This window comes from Bacillus sp. FJAT-28004, from assembly GCF_001280845.1.
Taxonomy (GTDB): domain Bacteria; phylum Bacillota; class Bacilli; order Paenibacillales; family Paenibacillaceae; genus Pristimantibacillus.
The window spans coordinates 4,515,807-4,533,064 of sequence record NZ_LGHP01000001.1; the positions used below are offsets into that span (position 1 = coordinate 4,515,807).

The following is a 17,258-nucleotide window of genomic DNA, read 5'->3' on the forward strand; positions in this document are numbered from 1 at the left end:
AGGAGGGGAAAAATGAGAAAATGGTTAGCTTATTTGGTATTAGCAATTGCTGTCTGTGGGTTAGTAATTGTCTTTAGTAAAACATCAGAAAAAGGCGATTACATCTTAGAGAAACAACTCAATAGCAATGACGTTCCAACCCTATTTGTTGTCTATAACATCTCAAAAAAAGAAGCTAAAACAAAATCGCTTTCTGATTTTTTGAATAACGACGATCAAAATGATGTGATGATTATTCATGTTGATGATAAGGATCTATATAATGACCTGAAGATTGGTGAAAGAGTAACGATCAAAACAAAGGGATACACGATGCTGTCGTCTCCTCCTCAGGCGGTAGCGGATGAGATTATTAGGTATTCTTGAGCTGCTCAAACGCCGTTTCAATAGGTTTGTCTAGTCGTGTATTATCCTGGATGTCACTCCAGAAGACGATCAGAACATTTCCTTCCTGATATAATTTTGCAAAGGATTTGGAAGCGGCATTTTCTGTTTGCTTATTAAATTCTTCAGCCCCATTAATACGATCTTTTTCAGATTGAAAGATATAAAAGTGTATAAATTCAGGGTCATTTTGTTCTTCTCCAACTGGCGTTCCCACAGAATACACCTGAGGAATAACATCGATTAATTTCAAAGGATAACCTGTTATACCATAGGATATTAGCTCCAACTTTTGAGATTCAATCGCTGTAATTACATCTTCTAAAATAAACTTATTTTCTTTGATATTTGTATCTTTTGAACATCCGCCTAAGATGATCAAACACATTAAGATGAATAAAGCTGGTTTTATTTTTGACATAACCTATATCACACCTCCAAGATAATAATGCTGCTGCTTTGAATCAAATACATATAAAAGTATAGACTCAACAATGATTGTTAAGGTTGCGCCTTTCGGATATGTACTCCGTTTTTCGGAATGCTCACCGTAAGTTGCGGTCTTGTGCTATATTTTGAGGGAGTTACGATAAGAGTTCTAATATATACATATAAGGAGGCAATCCGATTATGAGCGTGCATAGCAACAACAATGACGTAAGCGGTTTCATTAGAGCCGATGGAAAAAGGATCATCAATGGCGATGGCAAAGAAATTGTGCTGAGAGGTGTAGGTTTTGGTAGTTGGCTGCTGCCTGAAGGCTACATGTGGAAGTTCCCGCAAGGCGGAGACCGTCCGCGCAAAATCGAGGCGATGGTGAAGGATTTAATCGGGGAAGAGAAAGCAGCTCTTTTCTGGGATACTTATGTGGAACGTTATGTGGATGAAATTGATGTCCGCGAAGTTGCGAAGCAGGGCTTTAATTCGGTTCGGCTTCCAATTAATGCACGCGGTATTTTGGAACAAGGCGATGAGGTCACCTTTAATGAAAAGAGGCTCGCACGAATTCACCAAATTATTGAATGGTGCAGAACGTACAAGCTTTATGTCATTTTGGATCTGCATGGAGCACCGGGCGGCCAAACGGGAGCGAACATTGATGATTCCGAGAATGACTTGCCGGAGCTATTTACCGATCGCCGTAACCAAGAGCTGACGATCGCGATTTGGCGAATGTTCGCAGAACGTTACAAGGATGATTGGATTATAGCTGGATACGACCTCTTTAATGAACCTCTTCCAGACTGGTTCAGCCAGTACAATGATTTGGTGGAGCCGCTGCACAAGGAAATTACAGCAGCCATTCGTGAAGTGGACAAGCGTCATATGATTATTATTGAAGGTGTCCATTGGTCAACGGACTGGAGTGTTTTCACCGAAAAATTTGATGATAATTTAATGCTGCAATTCCATAAATATTGGAACAACCCTGACACGGAGAGCATCCAAAAGTATTTGGATAAGCGAGAGGAATGGAATGTGCCGATCTTCATGGGTGAAGGCGGAGAGAATAACGCACAGTGGTACAGCGGTGCATTCCAGATGTTCGAAGATCACCAAATTTCGTGGAATTTCTGGACATGGAAGAAGATGAGTACATCGAATTCCCCGTACTCTATTCGTATGCCGGAAGGGTGGAATCTGCTGACGGCTTATTTGGAGGGAGGCGCTAAACCGGACGAAGCAACTGCGGAAGCGATTTTAAATAAATACCTCGATAATCTTAAAGTAGAAAATTGCGATGCTTATCCGGGAATATCACGTTCGCTGCTGCGTCACCTTCCACTTCAGATTCCTGCTGAATTTTATGGTCAGGGTGAGGGCGCCGGCTTCAGCATTGTGAGCAAGAAAGAGAACAAAACTGGGCTGCGTGCAGGTGACGGGGTTCCCATGAGAATGATTACGGGCAAGACCGATATACCAAGCTACCATTCAGAGGGCGGCAAAGTTTGGGCGGAGGATAATACGCTCTGTGTGGAGCTGCATCAAGGTGATTGGCTTGCATACGATGCTTTGTGTGTTAAAGCAAGGTCATTCGATCTGCATGCGAGGCTGCTGACAGCTGCGGGTCAAGTAACATTATCTATTGAACTAGAAGGCCACGAGCCCGTGATCTGTGAGGTAAGCGGTGAGGAGTGGACGGAGAGCTTGCTTCTAAGGGACATTCATCTGACAACGGGTGCGGTTCGTGTTATCATTCGTGTCTTGAGTGGTCAAGTGGATTTAGATTGGCTTGAATTTTCTTTTGCTAACTAAAATGAAAAAAACATAAATGTGATGTGGGGCAGCTTCTGCCAGCATCACATTTTTTTGTGCGCAAAAAACGACATGATTCACCCAAAACCGAAAAATGGTCACCTGAATACGAAATCTAAAGCCTTACGAGATAGGGATCAACGATCTACAATTAAAGTATAAGAAATGCAAAGGCTTACATCAGATTTTCAACAGCATGGGGGTTATTATTTTGAAAACACAGCTAGGTTCAGCGCCAGCTTCCTTGCCTGCTGCGGACACAAAGGCAGCAAGAAGCAGATGGTTCAAAAAGTTGTACAGCCAACGGCACATTCAAATTATGGCGTTACTAGGCGTGCTATGGATGATTATATTCAACTACGTTCCTATGTATGGAGTTATTATCGCCTTTAAAGAATTCAACATTGTTAAATCCATTAGCGAAGCGCCTTGGGTAGGCTTCATGCACTTTAAGGAGTTTTTCCAGGATGAGAGCTTTGTTGATGTCATGAGAAATACACTCGGCATCAGTCTTATTAAACTGGCGATCGGATTTCCACTGCCTATTATTTTTGCATTGTTTCTGAACGAGGTTCGTTCTGTAGGCTTCAAAAAGGCGATTCAGACGATTTCTTATTTGCCTCACTTTTTGTCATGGGTTATTCTCGGCGGCATTCTTGCAACTTGGCTTTCGGACGTAGGGATCATTAACAACGTGCTGCTTGCTCTGAACTTCATCGACGAGCCGATCTCCTATTTGGCAGAGCCTAGTTACTTCTGGAGTATCATTATTACATCAGATATATGGAAAGAGCTTGGCTGGTCCGCCATTATCTATCTTGCGGCTATTGCCAGCGTATCACCGGAATTGTACGAAGCGGCAACCATTGATGGAGCGGGACGCTTTCAAAAAATGTGGTACGTCACTTTGCCAAGCATCAAAGCAACGATCTCCATCTTGTTCATTCTTGCAGTGAGCGGCGTGCTTAACTCCAACTTCGATCAGATTCTGGTCCTGCGCAACTCATTGAACGAGAGCGCAAGCAACGTTATCGATATTTATGTCTATCAGACGGGTATGCAGCAAGGACGTTATTCTTACTCCACCGCAGTCGGATTGTTTAAGTCTTTAATCGCATTAATTCTATTGCTAATTGCAAACCGCGTAACCAAAAAAATGAACGATACTTCACTTTTCTAGAAACGGAGGCGACTAACCGTGTTTAATATTAAACGTAAAACAAAGGGAGAAGCATTCTTCGATATCTTCAATAATTTCGGAATGCTGCTCATTTGCTTCGCGACCCTATATCCGATTTGGTATGTGCTGGTCAATGCCTTTAATGAAGGGCAGGACGGCATGCGCGGCGGGATCTACTGGTGGCCGCGGGTATTCAGCATCGAGAGCTTCGACGCGGTTTTCCAAAGCAGCGGCATCATGACTGCGATGGGAATTACCGTAGCCAAAACATTGCTTGGCACTGCGCTTCACGTATTTTTTACGGCGATGGTTGCTTATGCGTTCTCACGCAAGGGCCTCATTGGCGGCAAAATATATATTCTCTTCGGAACGGTTACCTTATTCTTCGGCGGCGGTCTAATCCCGACCTACCTGCTTATGAGAGATTTGAATTTGCTGGATAATTTCATGGTCTATATTATTCCAGCTATGTTCAGTTTCTTCGATCTCATTATCTTCATGACCTTCTTCCGGGATATTCCGGATGGCCTTGAGGAAGCTGCCAAAATTGACGGGGCAAATGACTGGTCGATATTTATACGAGTGATTTTGCCAGTATCGATGCCGGTTATCGCTACAATCGCTTTGTTCCACGGGGTATACCAATGGAATGATTACTTTGCCGGCGTAATTTACATGAACAACATGGACATGCAGCCGATACAAACCTATTTGTACCGGATTGTAGCTCAGTCCAGCTCTAGCCAAATGTTGGCCGCTATTCCTGGAGGCATAGGAAAATCTGTTACTACGCAATCCATCAAGCTGGCTACGATGGTTGTCACGACCCTTCCAATCGTTATCGCTTATCCGTTCCTACAGAAGTATTTTGTAAAAGGAATGATGATCGGTTCGATTAAAGGTTAACTTATGGCAGTACCTTCCGCCCTTTATCGAGCAGAGGATTGCATATATAATTATTCATACAGAGAAGGGGAAGACAAACATGAACAAGAAGCTTAAGCTCAAAAATCTATTGATGCTGATGGTCGCAACCGTTCTAGTCTTTACGACCGCTTGCTCTTCAGGCGGCAACAAAAACAATGGCAAGGAAGAGGGCAATGTCGCTCCTGCTGAGCAAGTGAAGCTTACTCAGGACGATAAGGGCTGGGAAGTGGATAAAAGCCCGATTACGTTCGATTGGTACATCAACTTCTCTTGGTTCCCTAACAAATGGGGCGTAGATGCGACTTCGAAATATATTACTGAAAAAACAGGCGTTAACATTAACTTCATCGTTCCAGCCGGCAACGAAGCAGAGAAGATGAATACGATGATCGCTTCGGGCACTTTGCCTGATTTTATTACACTAGGCTGGTATGAAGATGCGGTTAAGAAAATGATCGAAGGCGATCTAGTCCTTCCGCTGAACGAGCTTGCTGATCAATATGACCCTTACTTCTACAAAGTAACAGACCCTGCTAAACTTTCTTGGTACAAACAAGAAAACGGCAATGTGTATGGCTATCCGAATTCTTCCTCATCACCTAAGGACTATGAGAAATTCGGAGACAACATTACATCCACACAAACCTTCCTTGTGCGCAAAGATATGTATGAAGCACTAGGTAAGCCGGATATGCGTACGCCAGAAGGCTTCTTGAAAGCACTTGAGGATGCGAAAAAAATGTATCCTGATGTGAACGGCCAACCGCTTATTCCGCTAGGCATGTATGATTTCAACGATACAGGCAACGCGTCGCTTCAACATTATATTCAGAATTTCCTTGCTATTCCTTACGACAAAGATGGTCAGCTGTATGATCGAAATACAGATCCTGAATACGTAAAATGGCTCAAAACAATGCGTCAAGCGAACGAAGACGGCTTGTTGTCAAAAGATATCTTTATTGACAAGCGCCCGCAAATGGAAGAGAAAATTGCACAAGGCCGTTATTTCGCAATGCTTTACTCTAGATCTGACCTTGCAAACCAACAAAATGCACTATTTGCAAATGACCCGAACTCCATCTACATTGCTGTAGACGGTCCTGCTAATACTAACCTTGATCAGCCGACACTTGCTGGTCCATCGATCTCAGGTTGGACAGTTACACTCATCTCCAAAGATGTGAAAGACAAAGCACGCGCTATTCGTTTCCTAGACTACTTGATCTCGGAAGAAGGACAGCATGATACGTTCTTCGGTAAACAAGGCGTAACTTGGGATAACATTGATGGCAAAGATCAGTTCTTGCCAGAAACATTGAAACTATTGAATACAGATCGTGGCGCTTTTGATAAACAGCTTGGCGCATCCCACACGTTCTGGATGATGATGGATACGAACCTAACGCCAATCTGGTCTCCACCAGCTGTTGAGCCATTCAAGCAATTGGAAGACTGGACACGCGGCAAAGCGAAGAGCTTGTCGGAATTTGACCAACTCAACCCAACTGGCACTTCAGCCGAAGGTATTATGAACACGAAAATAGATCAAGAGTTTGGTAAAGTACTGCCAAAACTAGTGCTTGCAAAATCCGAAGCGGATTTCGATAAAATTTGGGGCGATTACCTAACGAAACGTGAATCACTTGGATTCACCAAAGTACAAGCCTACAAACAAAAGAAATACGAAGAAAATGTTGCAAAGTTGAACGCAGCAAAATAATATGATCATTTCTACCACTTAGGGGACTCCCCCAGCGAAAGGTACTCCAGAACCGGAAACGGTCTGGGGTGCTTTTTGTCGCATAGGGAACTATGAATAGTGAGTGAAATACAGAGCGGAAGTGAGAGCATTATGGGCAGAAAATTTCGGTTACATCTTCAATCTGTAACGAATTGGCTGGGACACAGATCGATGCAAAGTCGACTCGTAGCCGCTTATATCATCATCCTGTTAATTCCTAGCATCGGCGTATCGAACTATCTCTTTAATCAGATCAGGGATAGCTATATTAACGATACCTTTAAGCAAAGCCATTACTTGCTTGAAATGGAGAAAGTGAATGTTTTAAATCAGATTGAAGCTATGGAACGGGCTGCCCAGCTCACATTATCGAAATCTGAAATTTTGGATTATGTCTCAAAGGAAGATGAACTTCCTGTTGAAGAGCTCCTCGACTTATATCGTGGTGCGCTTACCGATATGATCAACATTCAAATCAACAATCCAAACATTGCCCATCTTCGACTATTTGCAAATAATGATCATATATCTGAAATTTGGCCGATTATCTTCCATGAACGCCGGATTCAGAAAGAGCCATGGTTCGCTAAGCTGGATCAATTGGATGGCAAGGAAATGTGGATATTCAAAGAGCAGGACCTAGACATTTTGCATCGCTACGTGACGGATGTTAATGCTCAAATGCCGAAGGTATCACTCCTTCGCCTCGTGCATGCTGGAGGTAAGCGAATTGGGATTATTCAAGTTGAAATGCTGCTGAAGCAGTTCTCGCCTAAAGCGTTTGCCAATATTAAGGATGACGGATCACAGATGATGCTTGCTGATGGCAACGGAACTATTTTTATGGATAATAATCAACCGTTTGTCGGTAGTGATCCAGAGCTTCATCAAGCTATTTTGAAAGAGTTCAGTGAAATGAATGAGCGTGGGGATAAGGAAAAGCGATTTTCAGTCAATAAGCATCCTTACTTGCTGGTCTCCACACCTGTGGAACAAGCCAGTGCGCATATTTTGAACGTCGTATCATTAAAAAACGTTGATGAACGTGTATCCAGAGCAGAGCGACAAATCATCGCCGCTAATATTATTTTGATCGGTTTATTATCCTTCATTACGTATTTAATGAACTCCTTTATTCTCAAAAATCTGAGTCGTCTCACAGAGGCAATGAAGAAAGTAAGAAGAGGAGAAATGCCTACTGGACTTCCTTTGGGGGGAGGCGGGGAAATAGGCGAGCTTGCGCATCATTTTAACAAATTAATTCATACGATTAATGAGTTGATTGCACAGGGAGTTAAGAAGCAAGCGTTAACGAAAGAGGCGGAGCTGCGTACCTTGCATAGTCAGATAGACTCTCATTTTTTGTATAACACGCTTGAGAATATTAAGATGCTGGCAGAGATGGAAAATCAGCGGACGATATCCGATTCACTTACATCACTTGGCGGGATGATGCGTTATAATTTCAAGTGGTCTGGTGAATATGTAAGCTTGCAAGATGAGCTTCGCCATATTCAGAATTATATTGCCGTCATGAATATTCGCTTCGATGAACCGATTCAGCTTGAGCTTAATATTCCCTCGAAGCTGCTGGAGATTGAAGTGCTTAAGATGTCTCTGCAGCCGATCATAGAAAATGCAGTGAAACATGCATGGACTGGGGTGGAAGAGAGCCAAAGTACGATCTTGATTAATGTTTCTGAGGATGAGAATGAGGATGCAGGCATTATTATCAGGCTGAGAGATAATGGCATGGGTATTAAAGCGGCTCGCTTGGAGCGGTTAAATGAAATGATTCACACCGATAATAGTAACGGGATATCTTCAGAAAAAAAAGCTGGCAACGGAAAACAAGCGTTTGGAATTGGTCTGCGCAATGTTCATCAGCGTATTCGGCTTTATTATGGCAAGCAATATGGATTACATGTATATAGCAGAGAAGGGCATTTTACAGAGGTAGTGATTACCCTTCCTAAGGTGCTGTTGATGGGAGGAAGTTCCGGATATGAGAACAATGCTAATCGTAGATGACGAGAAAAATATCCGATTAGGGCTCAAAACCATGATAGAGAGAGAATTTCCAGAATTATATCATATTCGAACGGCTATTCATGGAGAAGATGCTCTAACTCAATATCGAAGTGAACGGGCGGATATCGTTATTACAGATATTCGCATGCCTGTCATGGATGGGATCGAACTCATTAAGCGACTTACCCAAGAGGCTGAGCCAGTGCAAAAACCGATATTTATTATTTTAAGCGGTTATGATGATTTCTCGTATGCTAAGGCTGCTATAGAATATCAGGTTAAAGATTATTTGCTCAAGCCTATACGGCGGGATGAGCTGTTTGAATCGCTCACAAAAAGCGAAAATACGCTGCAAGCGCAAGCTGAACTTGCTGAGCGGGTAGCTGTAAGCGATACCTACCGTGAACAGCTGCGGATAAACAGGCTGAAGGAATGGTTTAGACAAGATGACCCTGCCTATGATATTGCAAATGATCTGGAATCCAAAATCGGATTTGAGCAAATAACCAGTCCGTTTACCGTTGCCGTCTTGAACTATAAATCGGAGAGCGGCGACTCTATGAACAAAGAAGAGTTTAAGCTGCTGGTGGAGAAAATGATGCATCCGATCAAGGGTGTTATGGATGTCTCGTTTCTAGATAGTGAGAGCAAGCTTGTTCTGATCGGAAGCCCGCGCTATCAGTTCGAGGAATTGTTTAGGCAGGTTGGAGGGAAGGAACTGGACGGACTGCGCATGGGGATAAGCGCTGAGGGGAATGAAATAGAAGATTTGTTTCACTGCTATAAGCAGGCTTCTGAAGCCCTTCAATATTCATTCATTTATTCGAATTGTCGTCTGCTGCACCATGAAGATATTCGAGCGAAGCGGCAGTATTACCCGGTGCCAGAAGAAGAAATTCGTAAGCTTGGCAATATGCTGGGTACCGATCGGGAACGGGAAGTTCAAGAGCTGCTGAAGCTGATATTCCATACAGAGGATATACCTGACGTTGATATTGGGTATTTAAAGCTTGTAGGGAAAATGATCAATGAGCAGGTTCTGGATGAAGTTTTTCGCATCTATGGTGAAGAGTCAATCGAAGTACTGAAGCTATATCGTAAAGTAGGCAGCATGGATAATTTCCGCAGCTTTCATGACTATTATCGGAGCTTGGAGCTGCTGCTCTCAAGCGTGAATGATTATGTCAGAGGCATTCGCTCTGCTTATAGCGAGCATTCGGAGATTAAAGCGGCGGTCGCTTATATGGAGGGAAATTATTATCGCCCGCTTAATATGGCTGTCGTGAGCAATTATGTTGGCCTTAATTATTCCTACTTCAGTGAGGCGTTCAAGGTTCATACGGGAGAAAATTTTGTATTGTTTCTGAAAAAAGTGCGTATTCGCAAGAGCAAGGAACTGCTGCTCGAAGGCAATCAGAAGATGCAGGAAATCGGCAGCGCCGTCGGCTTTGAGAATAGCAAGCAATTTTCTCGAGTGTTTAAGGAGCTTGAGGGAATATCGCCGCAGGAATATCGGATCAAGGTGAGATCGGATGCTGATCAGAGCAAAGAATCGGTAGAACATAAGGTTTAGAGGGGAGGAGCTGCGGGCTCCTCTTTTTTTATTTTCCGTTTACCTCCGATTACGCTAACTTTCACTTTTCCATTGGCTTTCCATATCTCACTAAAACATGCCAGAGTAATTTTAATTCTTGCAGAACTTCTTTGTAGGTTCCTCTATCGCTCCAATTACTTGGATTTTGTTTCAAGTCCAGAGCTGCTGAGCCAATCATATTAACATCAATAAAATCACTTTGCGCAATTCTTTTGGCTAGTGAAGGCATCGAAGGACCTCTAAAATTCATAGGAACCTCATCAACTAAAAGGGTAAAGCCCATGTGCCAGTAAAGATCAATTGAATACTTTAAACATAGCTGTTCTAAAATTCGTCCTGTATGGGTGCCCTTAAATGATGGATCGGCAACAAGCGTCTTTACGTCTTCTTTAAGAGAAATGTCACCATGAACCTGAGCTTCGATATAGTGGTCAAGATTTCGAGTTGGCTCTTTGTTTGATGGATTTTGGAATGGTTTCTCAAGATTGACGAGCATATGGTCGATTAACTTTCGAGCCGTCAGATTGCTTTCACCAATGGAAAAATTACTATAGAACGCATCCCTCATGAGAGCAGCCAAAATGAGGTCAAATTCCTTATACGTCCCTTTTTCCTTGGGGTCTTGGTGAGAATCCAAATAAGTATAAGTGCAACGATGAGAGACCTCAGTGGATAAAAGAAAATAGCATGATCCAAAACGTGGAGCAGGTCCATCGGGATGTAACATGACATTGAGTGCCCCATACTTGGGCCGCTCGCTATTGGTTGAGCCATTTATTTGGTACGCTCCGCCAAACATTTTATTTTCCCAAACGTCTCGTTCACCACCTGAAAATGCTGATACACTTCCATTCGATAGGAAAGTCTCAAACTGGCTTTTATAAATTCCCTGCTCAAGTAGTGCTTCAGCAACGCTTTTCATGGTCGGATCTAATCGATCTGGGTGAAAGTGCAGCGCAATACTTGCATGAGATTTTAGTTTAATGATAGCATCTTCAAATGTCTTCAGCTCGATGCTGGACATTTGAAGGATTTCCCTAATTGTTTGCTCTACCTCATTTTTGCGGCTTCTTGCGTAATTTGTTATATACTCTTGAGCTAATTGCTGAGCCCTCGATAATTCCATAGGCAGAAGAGTCCCTTCCCTTTTTATAGAATCTTAATACAAGATGGACAGTAAGGGAAATACAGATAGCGTTATTAAAAATACTTTATTTTTTCTGACAATAGAAAGTTATAATGTATAATGATTTACATATGTTGTAAGTATTCAATGTCACCATGTTTAATTATTCTAATAGGTAGACTACATGGCAGAGGTGGGGTAGTAATGGTGTGAATCAATCCGTTCAAGAAGTTTACGAAAAAAAGACGGCAGGTTTGAAGCAAACGACGGAATCTGATCATGAAGTCGCTGTAAAAGCAGCAATTGTTCAGATGGTAGAACGTATGGAAGATTCGACTCTTTCGACGGGAATGCTGGCAAAGCTTATTTCGTACAGTCCTTTTCATTTTGATCGTATCTTTCGCTCCACCACAGGCATTCCGCCTCGGCTGTATTTATCTGCTCTTCGCTTTCAATGGAGTAAAAAGCTGCTACTGAAATCTACTTTATCAGCTACTGAAGTAGGTCAAACGGTGGGATACAGCAGTTTTAGCACCTTTTCTTCCAAATTCTCAAGTTTTATCGGTCTTTCACCGCAGCAGTTTAGACATTTTATAGAGAGCAGGTTGCTTGGGCTCAATGAACTTCGATCCATTCGTTTGCCAGAGGGCATTAAGGCGCTTTCAGCCATAGAGGGGAATGTTAAGGCGTCAGAATCGCTTCATGGCGTGATTTGTATTGGCTTGTTTCCTAGGCCAATTCCTATGGGCAAGCCTGTGGGATGCACAATGGTTTTTGAGTCAGGAGCATACATTATACCGGATGTTCCCGATGGAACGTACTATATCATGTCTATCGCATTTGCATGGGATGCTTCTCTCGATGAGTACCTGCATCCGCAGCACTCTTGGCGTGGCAAGGCGAGTGGGAAAATCACTATAACAGATGGTGTAGCTAAAGGCGAATCCAATGTTACCCTTCGACCTCCAAAGTTTTATGATCCGCCTATATTGATTTCCATTCCCGTTCTCGTTCAAGCTTTTCTTAATAGGCTGAAGGGATAAAAGATAGCAAACTAGAAGAAGCAAAATTCACGGTTTATGGCTATTCTTTTTGTAGAGTCTTATCAGACTACTGCAAAAAGAGGAGTGAACGTCATGTCACGCGTTATTCATTTTGAAATAGAGACTAGAAATCCAGAGAAAAAAATGTCATTTTACGAAGAGGTTTTTGGTTGGAAGTTCCAAGAGATGATGGAGGGCTACTGGATAATCATTACGGGCGAAGATGGTGAGGAAGGTATTGACGGTGGGCTGATGCGCAGCTCTACAGAAGAGGCACTGCGAACCGTTAATTCAATTACCGTGGCGGATCTGGATGAATATTTGGGCAAGGTCGAGCGGGCAGGTGGCAAAGTTGCCTCCGCCAAGATGGAAATTCCTGAAATTGGCGATTTTGCTTATTGTGAGGACTCTGAAGGTCTTGCTTTTGGCGTGATTCAGTTTTTCAAAAAAGAATGAACTAGACATTACATTGGGGGAATCGTTATGAGCAATGTGAAAACGCAAAGCTATGAGAACCATGGGCAATATGCACCTTTGTATCATTTTATACTGGCGCCCATTGCGCTTATCCTATTTATCGCGTCGATTGTTCATATATTTAAAGAGCAATTCAGTTTCTCTTCGCTATTAATTTTTGGTCTTTCCGTATGTGTAGTTCTAATGGTGGCTGTTGTTCGTCAGTTCGCAACAAAACTTCAGGATCGCAGCATTGTTCATGAGGAGAATTTTCGGCATTTCAGGCTTACAGGCAAACCGTTGGATACAAAACTTAGCGTGCAGCAAATCATTGCCCTGCGTTTTGCGGAGGATGATGGTTTTCCTGCATTATGCGTGAAGGCTACCGAAGCAGGAATGGATTCTAGGACGATCAAGAAATCCATTACGAAGTGGAGAGCGGATCATAACCGCGTTTAAAAGCAGGACGATAATAAGAAAAGAGCAAGGATGGGTTGCAGCCATCCTTGCTCTTTTTCTGTTTACATCTTTGGATGAATACCAGTCTCTTGCGTCATGCCTATACGCCTTTTTCTACTCATTATCATTTCAATAAACAATAGATTTGGTACCCAGCAAATCCAAGCAATAACGAAGAACGAGTCATTCGTATCGGTTATTTTCCAAATGCCAGCTGCGAGTGCAGTATACAAGCGGAGAGTAATTGCTGCGCAGGTAAGTGCATAATTTCTTGCCATCCAGCGTCCATGCTCAGCCTTATTCCGGTGGACGATAATGCTTTTTAACGCGCGATAAAGGGAATACAGCCATAGAATAGATAATGTGCCGAAGCCAACCTTTGCGATCAACCCGCCGTTCGCATAAAAAGCGAGATACAGGCCGGTGATGCCGCCAATTACAAGCATTGCAGCATAAATATAGCCGATCATGCGGTGCGTGTTTGGTGAGCGATGCCGAAACCGCTTGATGAACTGAAACCAACCGATTGCAATCGCTATTCCAGCAGAAACGGCATGGCCCCATAGAACGCTGTACCACAAGTCAGGCATGCTTCCTTTTTCTGTGACAAAGCCCTGGTCCCTAATGCCGTCAGGCGATCCATACAAAAACAAGGCGTATGCCCCAACCACTAACGCCAAAAAAGCCAATATTCCAAGTGACCACGAATGAACCGTACTTCCTCGTACACGCATCAGTTTACCTCCGAATTTCATTGTCATTTACTGTTAATTAAAATGTATCATTTAAGCTTATTCCGCCTCAAGCGGCTGGCGACTGAGCTGCGACTCCGCCTCAAGTCTAATGGACCGATCTGCAGACAAAGACCAAATTGTCGGATGACATACCAATAGAACTTTAGAGTTCCGATCTTAAATTTTAATTTGGCGATATTTGGGTTATTATAGTGTTTGTCAAACTGTGCGTTGCGTGTGGTGGTTATGTACTTATCAGAGTAAGTTACACAATAGGAGGGATATAGCAATGACTATCTTAAATTTATCGGACAACACTTACGATAAGGTGGTTTCCGAACAAGATGCCGTCTTGGTGGAATTTTGGGCAGAATGGTGTTCGCTCTGTAAACAAATGAAGCCGATTCTAGAGGACATCGATCAAGCTTATGCAGGTAAAGTAACGGTGGCCATGGTGGATGTAGCGACGGAAACGAAAGTGACAGAGCAAATGGGAGTCATGAATTTACCAGCTCTGTTTATTTACAAAAAGGGTCAGCTAGTCGGGAAAGTGACAGGATTCGTACCCAAAGAAACGTTAACAGGAGCCATCAATCAGCTCATCCCATAACCTATTTTAATCAAATCAAGTCTACTGCTGATCCAAAGTCAGCAGTTTTTTTATGGAAAAAGTTGTTGACAATATAGGGTAGGGGGGTATACTATACGAATGTAAATCAAATCAAGGAGGAATACGAAATGTCAGGAAATTCAAATGCTATGATTAATGCGAATCCGCTAAGATGGAAGGCATTGTTCTTGCTATGTTTGGCCCAGTTCATGGTTATCATGGACACATCTATCATCGGGGTTGCTCTCCCAGCGATTAAAGAAGCACTTGGTTACTCGCAAAACAACCTGCAATGGGTATTTAATGCTTATGTCATTTTCTTCGGGGGATTATTGTTACTAGGAGGCCGACTTTCCGATCTATTCGGTCAACGCAAGATGTTTATGCTCGGGTTTATAATCTTGTCACTTGCTTCGCTGTTAGCCGGATTAGCTTGGTCCGAGGAGTCGATGAATATCGGCCGCGCCCTTCAAGGATTTGGATCAGCGCTAATCGCTCCAGCAGCATTGACCATCATCATGCAACTATTTGTCGCTAACCCTAAGGAGTTAAACAAAGCTTTCGGCTTCTGGGGAGCATCCGCAGCAGCAGGCGGTACGGCTGGGGTTTTCCTCGGAGGAGTCATTACGGAATGGCTCAGTTGGAATTGGACATTCCTGATCAACATCCCCGTTGGCTTGTTCGCTATTTTGTACAGTCTGTATGTCCTTCCAAAAGGAACGAAAAGTAAGGGCAGCATCGATCTCTTGGGATCACTGACGGTCACGGCTGCATTGGTGCTGGCGGTATATGCGATCGTCACTTCGGAGCATAACGGATGGGGAGCACAAACATTCGGTTTATTGGCTATTGCTGCTGTACTGTTCATTCTGTTTCTGATCGTGCAAGCGAAGAAAAAGGAACCGCTCGTACCTCTACGGATATTTAGAGCTCCGAATCTACTTGCGAGCAATATCATTTTGGCAACTCTTGCAGGTGCTTGGATTCCGCTTTGGTTTTTCTTGAATCTGTATCTTCAACAGGTTCTGAACTATTCGGCATTTATGGGTGGGATTGCTCTGGTGCCGATGACGATCCTCATCATGATCTTGATGGTCGGAGTCATGGGAAGGCTTGTCGGCAAGTTCGGCATTAAAGGAAACCTCGTAATTGGTATGCTTATATTAGCGGGATCACTGTTGCTGTTCGCTGGGAATACGCCAGAAGGAGGAAACTTCGTTACCAACGTACTGTGGGCTTCTCTACTCGGGGCACTTGGCATGTCAATGGCTTATATCCCGGCAACGATTGCCTCCTTGTCGGGGGCAAGGCCGGAAGAATCCGGTTTGGCGTCGGGCTTATCCAATATGAGTTATCAGATTGGTTCAGCCATTGGATTAGCTGTCATGGTTGCCGTATCTTCTTCCTGGACGAAAGGGGAGTTGGATAAAGGGATCGATCAAATCGCGGCATTAAATACGGGTTTTCACTCCGCATTCGTTGGAGCAGCTATCATAGCTATCGTCGGTGCACTTATTGCATTGATTTTCATCCGTAAAGGGAAAACGTCAGAGAATTGAAAATGAGATAGACATAATAATCAGTCGTGTTATTCACGGCTGATTTGCTGTTCTATCAGAGCTTTGCATGGGATAGGGTTAGGGGGTATAATAGGGCATAAGGGGGAGGGATAAGCCATGGAAAAGGAATTAACGGTTGAATCCGCTGGACATGAACATCATCACCACCATCAACAAAGCCATCACTCCGAGAAGATCAAGAAAAACCTGACCAGCCGCCTGAACCGAATTGAAGGGCAAATTCGAGGCATCAAAGGGTTAATCGAAAAAGATACGTACTGCGATGATGTACTCAATCAAATCGCTTCGGTTCAATCGGCTCTGGGCGGCGTCGGAAAATTACTTCTCGAGAACCATATGAAAAGCTGTGTCGTTGAAAAAATTCAATCGGGCGAACATGGAGCCATCGATGAATTGCTGACGACAATAAATAAACTAATGAAATGATAATCGGAGCAAATGTGCTTGTGTACATTTGCTTTTAAATTTTTTTCATCTACTTCACTTGACAATATATAGGGTACGGGGGTATTCTATACTCATAAGCGTTACCTTTAATTACAAAGGATATGTTGGAGCATGACACTTCGCAATTTAGCCTTAGCAACGCCACTCTCAATGGAACAGAAGCGGAGGAAGAGTTGGCCAAGGCAGGTCTAAAATCAGATATGCAGGTTGCGCCCTTGGAACAAGCGAACCACTTTATTGATCGGCCGAATCAATTTAAAGGAAGTCATCAATGAATAATTTATTATTTTGTCTTTTATATACTATAGGGGGGTATTGTATATTGATTTATGAAGATGATGAAGATGCTCGTTCATAACCAAGAGTTGAAGAGAATTCAATCGGCTGAGCTTCAAGTGATTGACGAACTACTTATTACGGTAAACAAATTAACGAAATAAATGAGACGGAGGAATTAAAAATGAAAAACGTAATGTTAAATGTAGAAGGAATGACTTGTGGCAGTTGTGTTCGTAGGATTGAAGGTGCAGTCGAAACTCTCGGTGCAAAAGCGACTGTCGATCGAGCCGCAGGCCTGGTTGAATTGGTGTATGACGACAGTGAAATCTCATTGGATGCCATTGTCGAAACGATTGAGAAACAGGGTTACGATGTCGTGAAATAAAAACGTCACATAGTTAAGATGGT

17 protein-coding genes are annotated in these 17,258 nt (G+C 43.1%); 14 read left to right on the forward strand and 3 right to left on the reverse strand.

Features of this window, described 5'->3' with window-relative positions; genetic code table 11:
- The first annotated feature begins 12 nt into the window (after positions 1-12).
- Positions 13-366, forward strand: coding sequence for a DUF3221 domain-containing protein (locus AC787_RS19690; protein ID WP_054026346.1), 354 nt, complete (start codon positions 13-15; stop codon positions 364-366).
- Here AC787_RS19690 and AC787_RS19695 read toward each other — a convergent pair.
- Positions 353-805, reverse strand: coding sequence for a hypothetical protein (locus tag AC787_RS19695; RefSeq protein ID WP_054026347.1), 453 nt, complete (start codon positions 803-805; stop codon positions 353-355). The two genes, AC787_RS19690 and AC787_RS19695, sit on opposite strands and share 14 nt — an antisense overlap.
- A 209-nt stretch (positions 806-1,014) precedes the next feature.
- Here AC787_RS19695 and AC787_RS19700 point away from each other — a divergent pair, with 209 nt between their 5' ends.
- The 6 genes from AC787_RS19700 (at position 1,015) to AC787_RS19725 (ending at position 10,095) form a co-directional block, all read left to right on the forward strand.
- Positions 1,015-2,640: a cellulase family glycosylhydrolase gene (locus AC787_RS19700; RefSeq protein ID WP_054026348.1), complete on the forward strand. Its 1,626-nt coding sequence runs from the start codon at positions 1,015-1,017 to the stop codon at positions 2,638-2,640.
- 244 nt (positions 2,641-2,884) lie between these two features.
- A complete protein-coding gene (locus AC787_RS19705; RefSeq protein ID WP_235561088.1) occupies positions 2,885-3,820 on the forward strand; it encodes an ABC transporter permease in 936 nt (311 codons plus the stop codon).
- An 81-nt stretch (positions 3,821-3,901) separates the two neighbouring features.
- Positions 3,902-4,726, forward strand: a complete 825-nt coding sequence (locus AC787_RS19710) for a carbohydrate ABC transporter permease (RefSeq protein WP_082361009.1) — start codon at positions 3,902-3,904, stop codon at positions 4,724-4,726.
- 79 nt (positions 4,727-4,805) lie between these two features.
- A complete protein-coding gene (locus AC787_RS19715) occupies positions 4,806-6,470 on the forward strand; it encodes an extracellular solute-binding protein (RefSeq protein WP_054026351.1) in 1,665 nt (554 codons plus the stop codon).
- A 99-nt stretch (positions 6,471-6,569) separates the two neighbouring features.
- The gene (locus AC787_RS19720) at positions 6,570-8,522 is read left to right on the forward strand and encodes a sensor histidine kinase (protein ID WP_235561019.1); all 1,953 of its coding nucleotides are present in this window, start codon (positions 6,570-6,572) and stop codon (positions 8,520-8,522) included.
- The gene (locus tag AC787_RS19725; RefSeq protein WP_054026353.1) at positions 8,497-10,095 is read left to right on the forward strand and encodes a response regulator transcription factor; all 1,599 of its coding nucleotides are present in this window, start codon (positions 8,497-8,499) and stop codon (positions 10,093-10,095) included. Before AC787_RS19720 ends, AC787_RS19725 begins: the two co-directional genes overlap by 26 nt.
- 61 nt (positions 10,096-10,156) lie before the next feature.
- Here the strand turns inward: AC787_RS19725 and AC787_RS19730 are convergent, their stop codons facing one another.
- A complete protein-coding gene (locus AC787_RS19730) occupies positions 10,157-11,242 on the reverse strand; it encodes a DUF3626 domain-containing protein (RefSeq protein WP_054026354.1) in 1,086 nt (361 codons plus the stop codon).
- A 209-nt stretch (positions 11,243-11,451) separates the two neighbouring features.
- Here AC787_RS19730 and AC787_RS19735 point away from each other — a divergent pair, with 209 nt between their 5' ends.
- The 3 genes from AC787_RS19735 (at position 11,452) to AC787_RS19745 (ending at position 13,200) form a co-directional block, all read left to right on the forward strand.
- Positions 11,452-12,285, forward strand: coding sequence for a helix-turn-helix domain-containing protein (locus tag AC787_RS19735; RefSeq protein ID WP_054026355.1), 834 nt, complete (start codon positions 11,452-11,454; stop codon positions 12,283-12,285).
- 93 nt (positions 12,286-12,378) lie between these two features.
- On the forward strand, positions 12,379-12,741 hold the full coding sequence (locus tag AC787_RS19740; protein ID WP_054026356.1) for a VOC family protein: 363 nt from the start codon (positions 12,379-12,381) through the stop codon (positions 12,739-12,741).
- 27 nt (positions 12,742-12,768) lie between these two features.
- Positions 12,769-13,200, forward strand: coding sequence for a DUF6526 family protein (locus AC787_RS19745; RefSeq protein WP_054026357.1), 432 nt, complete (start codon positions 12,769-12,771; stop codon positions 13,198-13,200).
- A 62-nt stretch (positions 13,201-13,262) separates the two neighbouring features.
- Here AC787_RS19745 and AC787_RS19750 read toward each other — a convergent pair whose 3' ends face one another.
- Positions 13,263-13,934 carry a DUF2306 domain-containing protein gene (locus tag AC787_RS19750; protein ID WP_054026358.1) on the reverse strand — a complete coding sequence of 224 codons (672 nt, stop codon included), beginning with the start codon at positions 13,932-13,934 and terminating at the stop codon, positions 13,263-13,265.
- A 289-nt stretch (positions 13,935-14,223) separates the two neighbouring features.
- Between AC787_RS19750 and AC787_RS19755 the strand changes: the two genes are divergently transcribed.
- The 4 genes from AC787_RS19755 to AC787_RS19770 all read left to right on the forward strand — a co-directional run bounded on the left by AC787_RS19755 (position 14,224) and on the right by AC787_RS19770 (position 17,235).
- Positions 14,224-14,544, forward strand: a complete 321-nt coding sequence (locus AC787_RS19755; RefSeq protein ID WP_054026359.1) for a thioredoxin family protein — start codon at positions 14,224-14,226, stop codon at positions 14,542-14,544.
- Between the two features lie 128 nt (positions 14,545-14,672).
- Positions 14,673-16,103: an MFS transporter gene (locus AC787_RS19760; protein WP_200930720.1), complete on the forward strand. Its 1,431-nt coding sequence runs from the start codon at positions 14,673-14,675 to the stop codon at positions 16,101-16,103.
- A 117-nt stretch (positions 16,104-16,220) separates the two neighbouring features.
- Positions 16,221-16,550: a metal-sensitive transcriptional regulator gene (locus AC787_RS19765; protein WP_054026360.1), complete on the forward strand. Its 330-nt coding sequence runs from the start codon at positions 16,221-16,223 to the stop codon at positions 16,548-16,550.
- 481 nt (positions 16,551-17,031) lie between these two features.
- Positions 17,032-17,235, forward strand: coding sequence for a cation transporter (locus AC787_RS19770; RefSeq protein ID WP_054026361.1), 204 nt, complete (start codon positions 17,032-17,034; stop codon positions 17,233-17,235).
- Positions 17,236-17,258 lie beyond the last annotated feature (23 nt).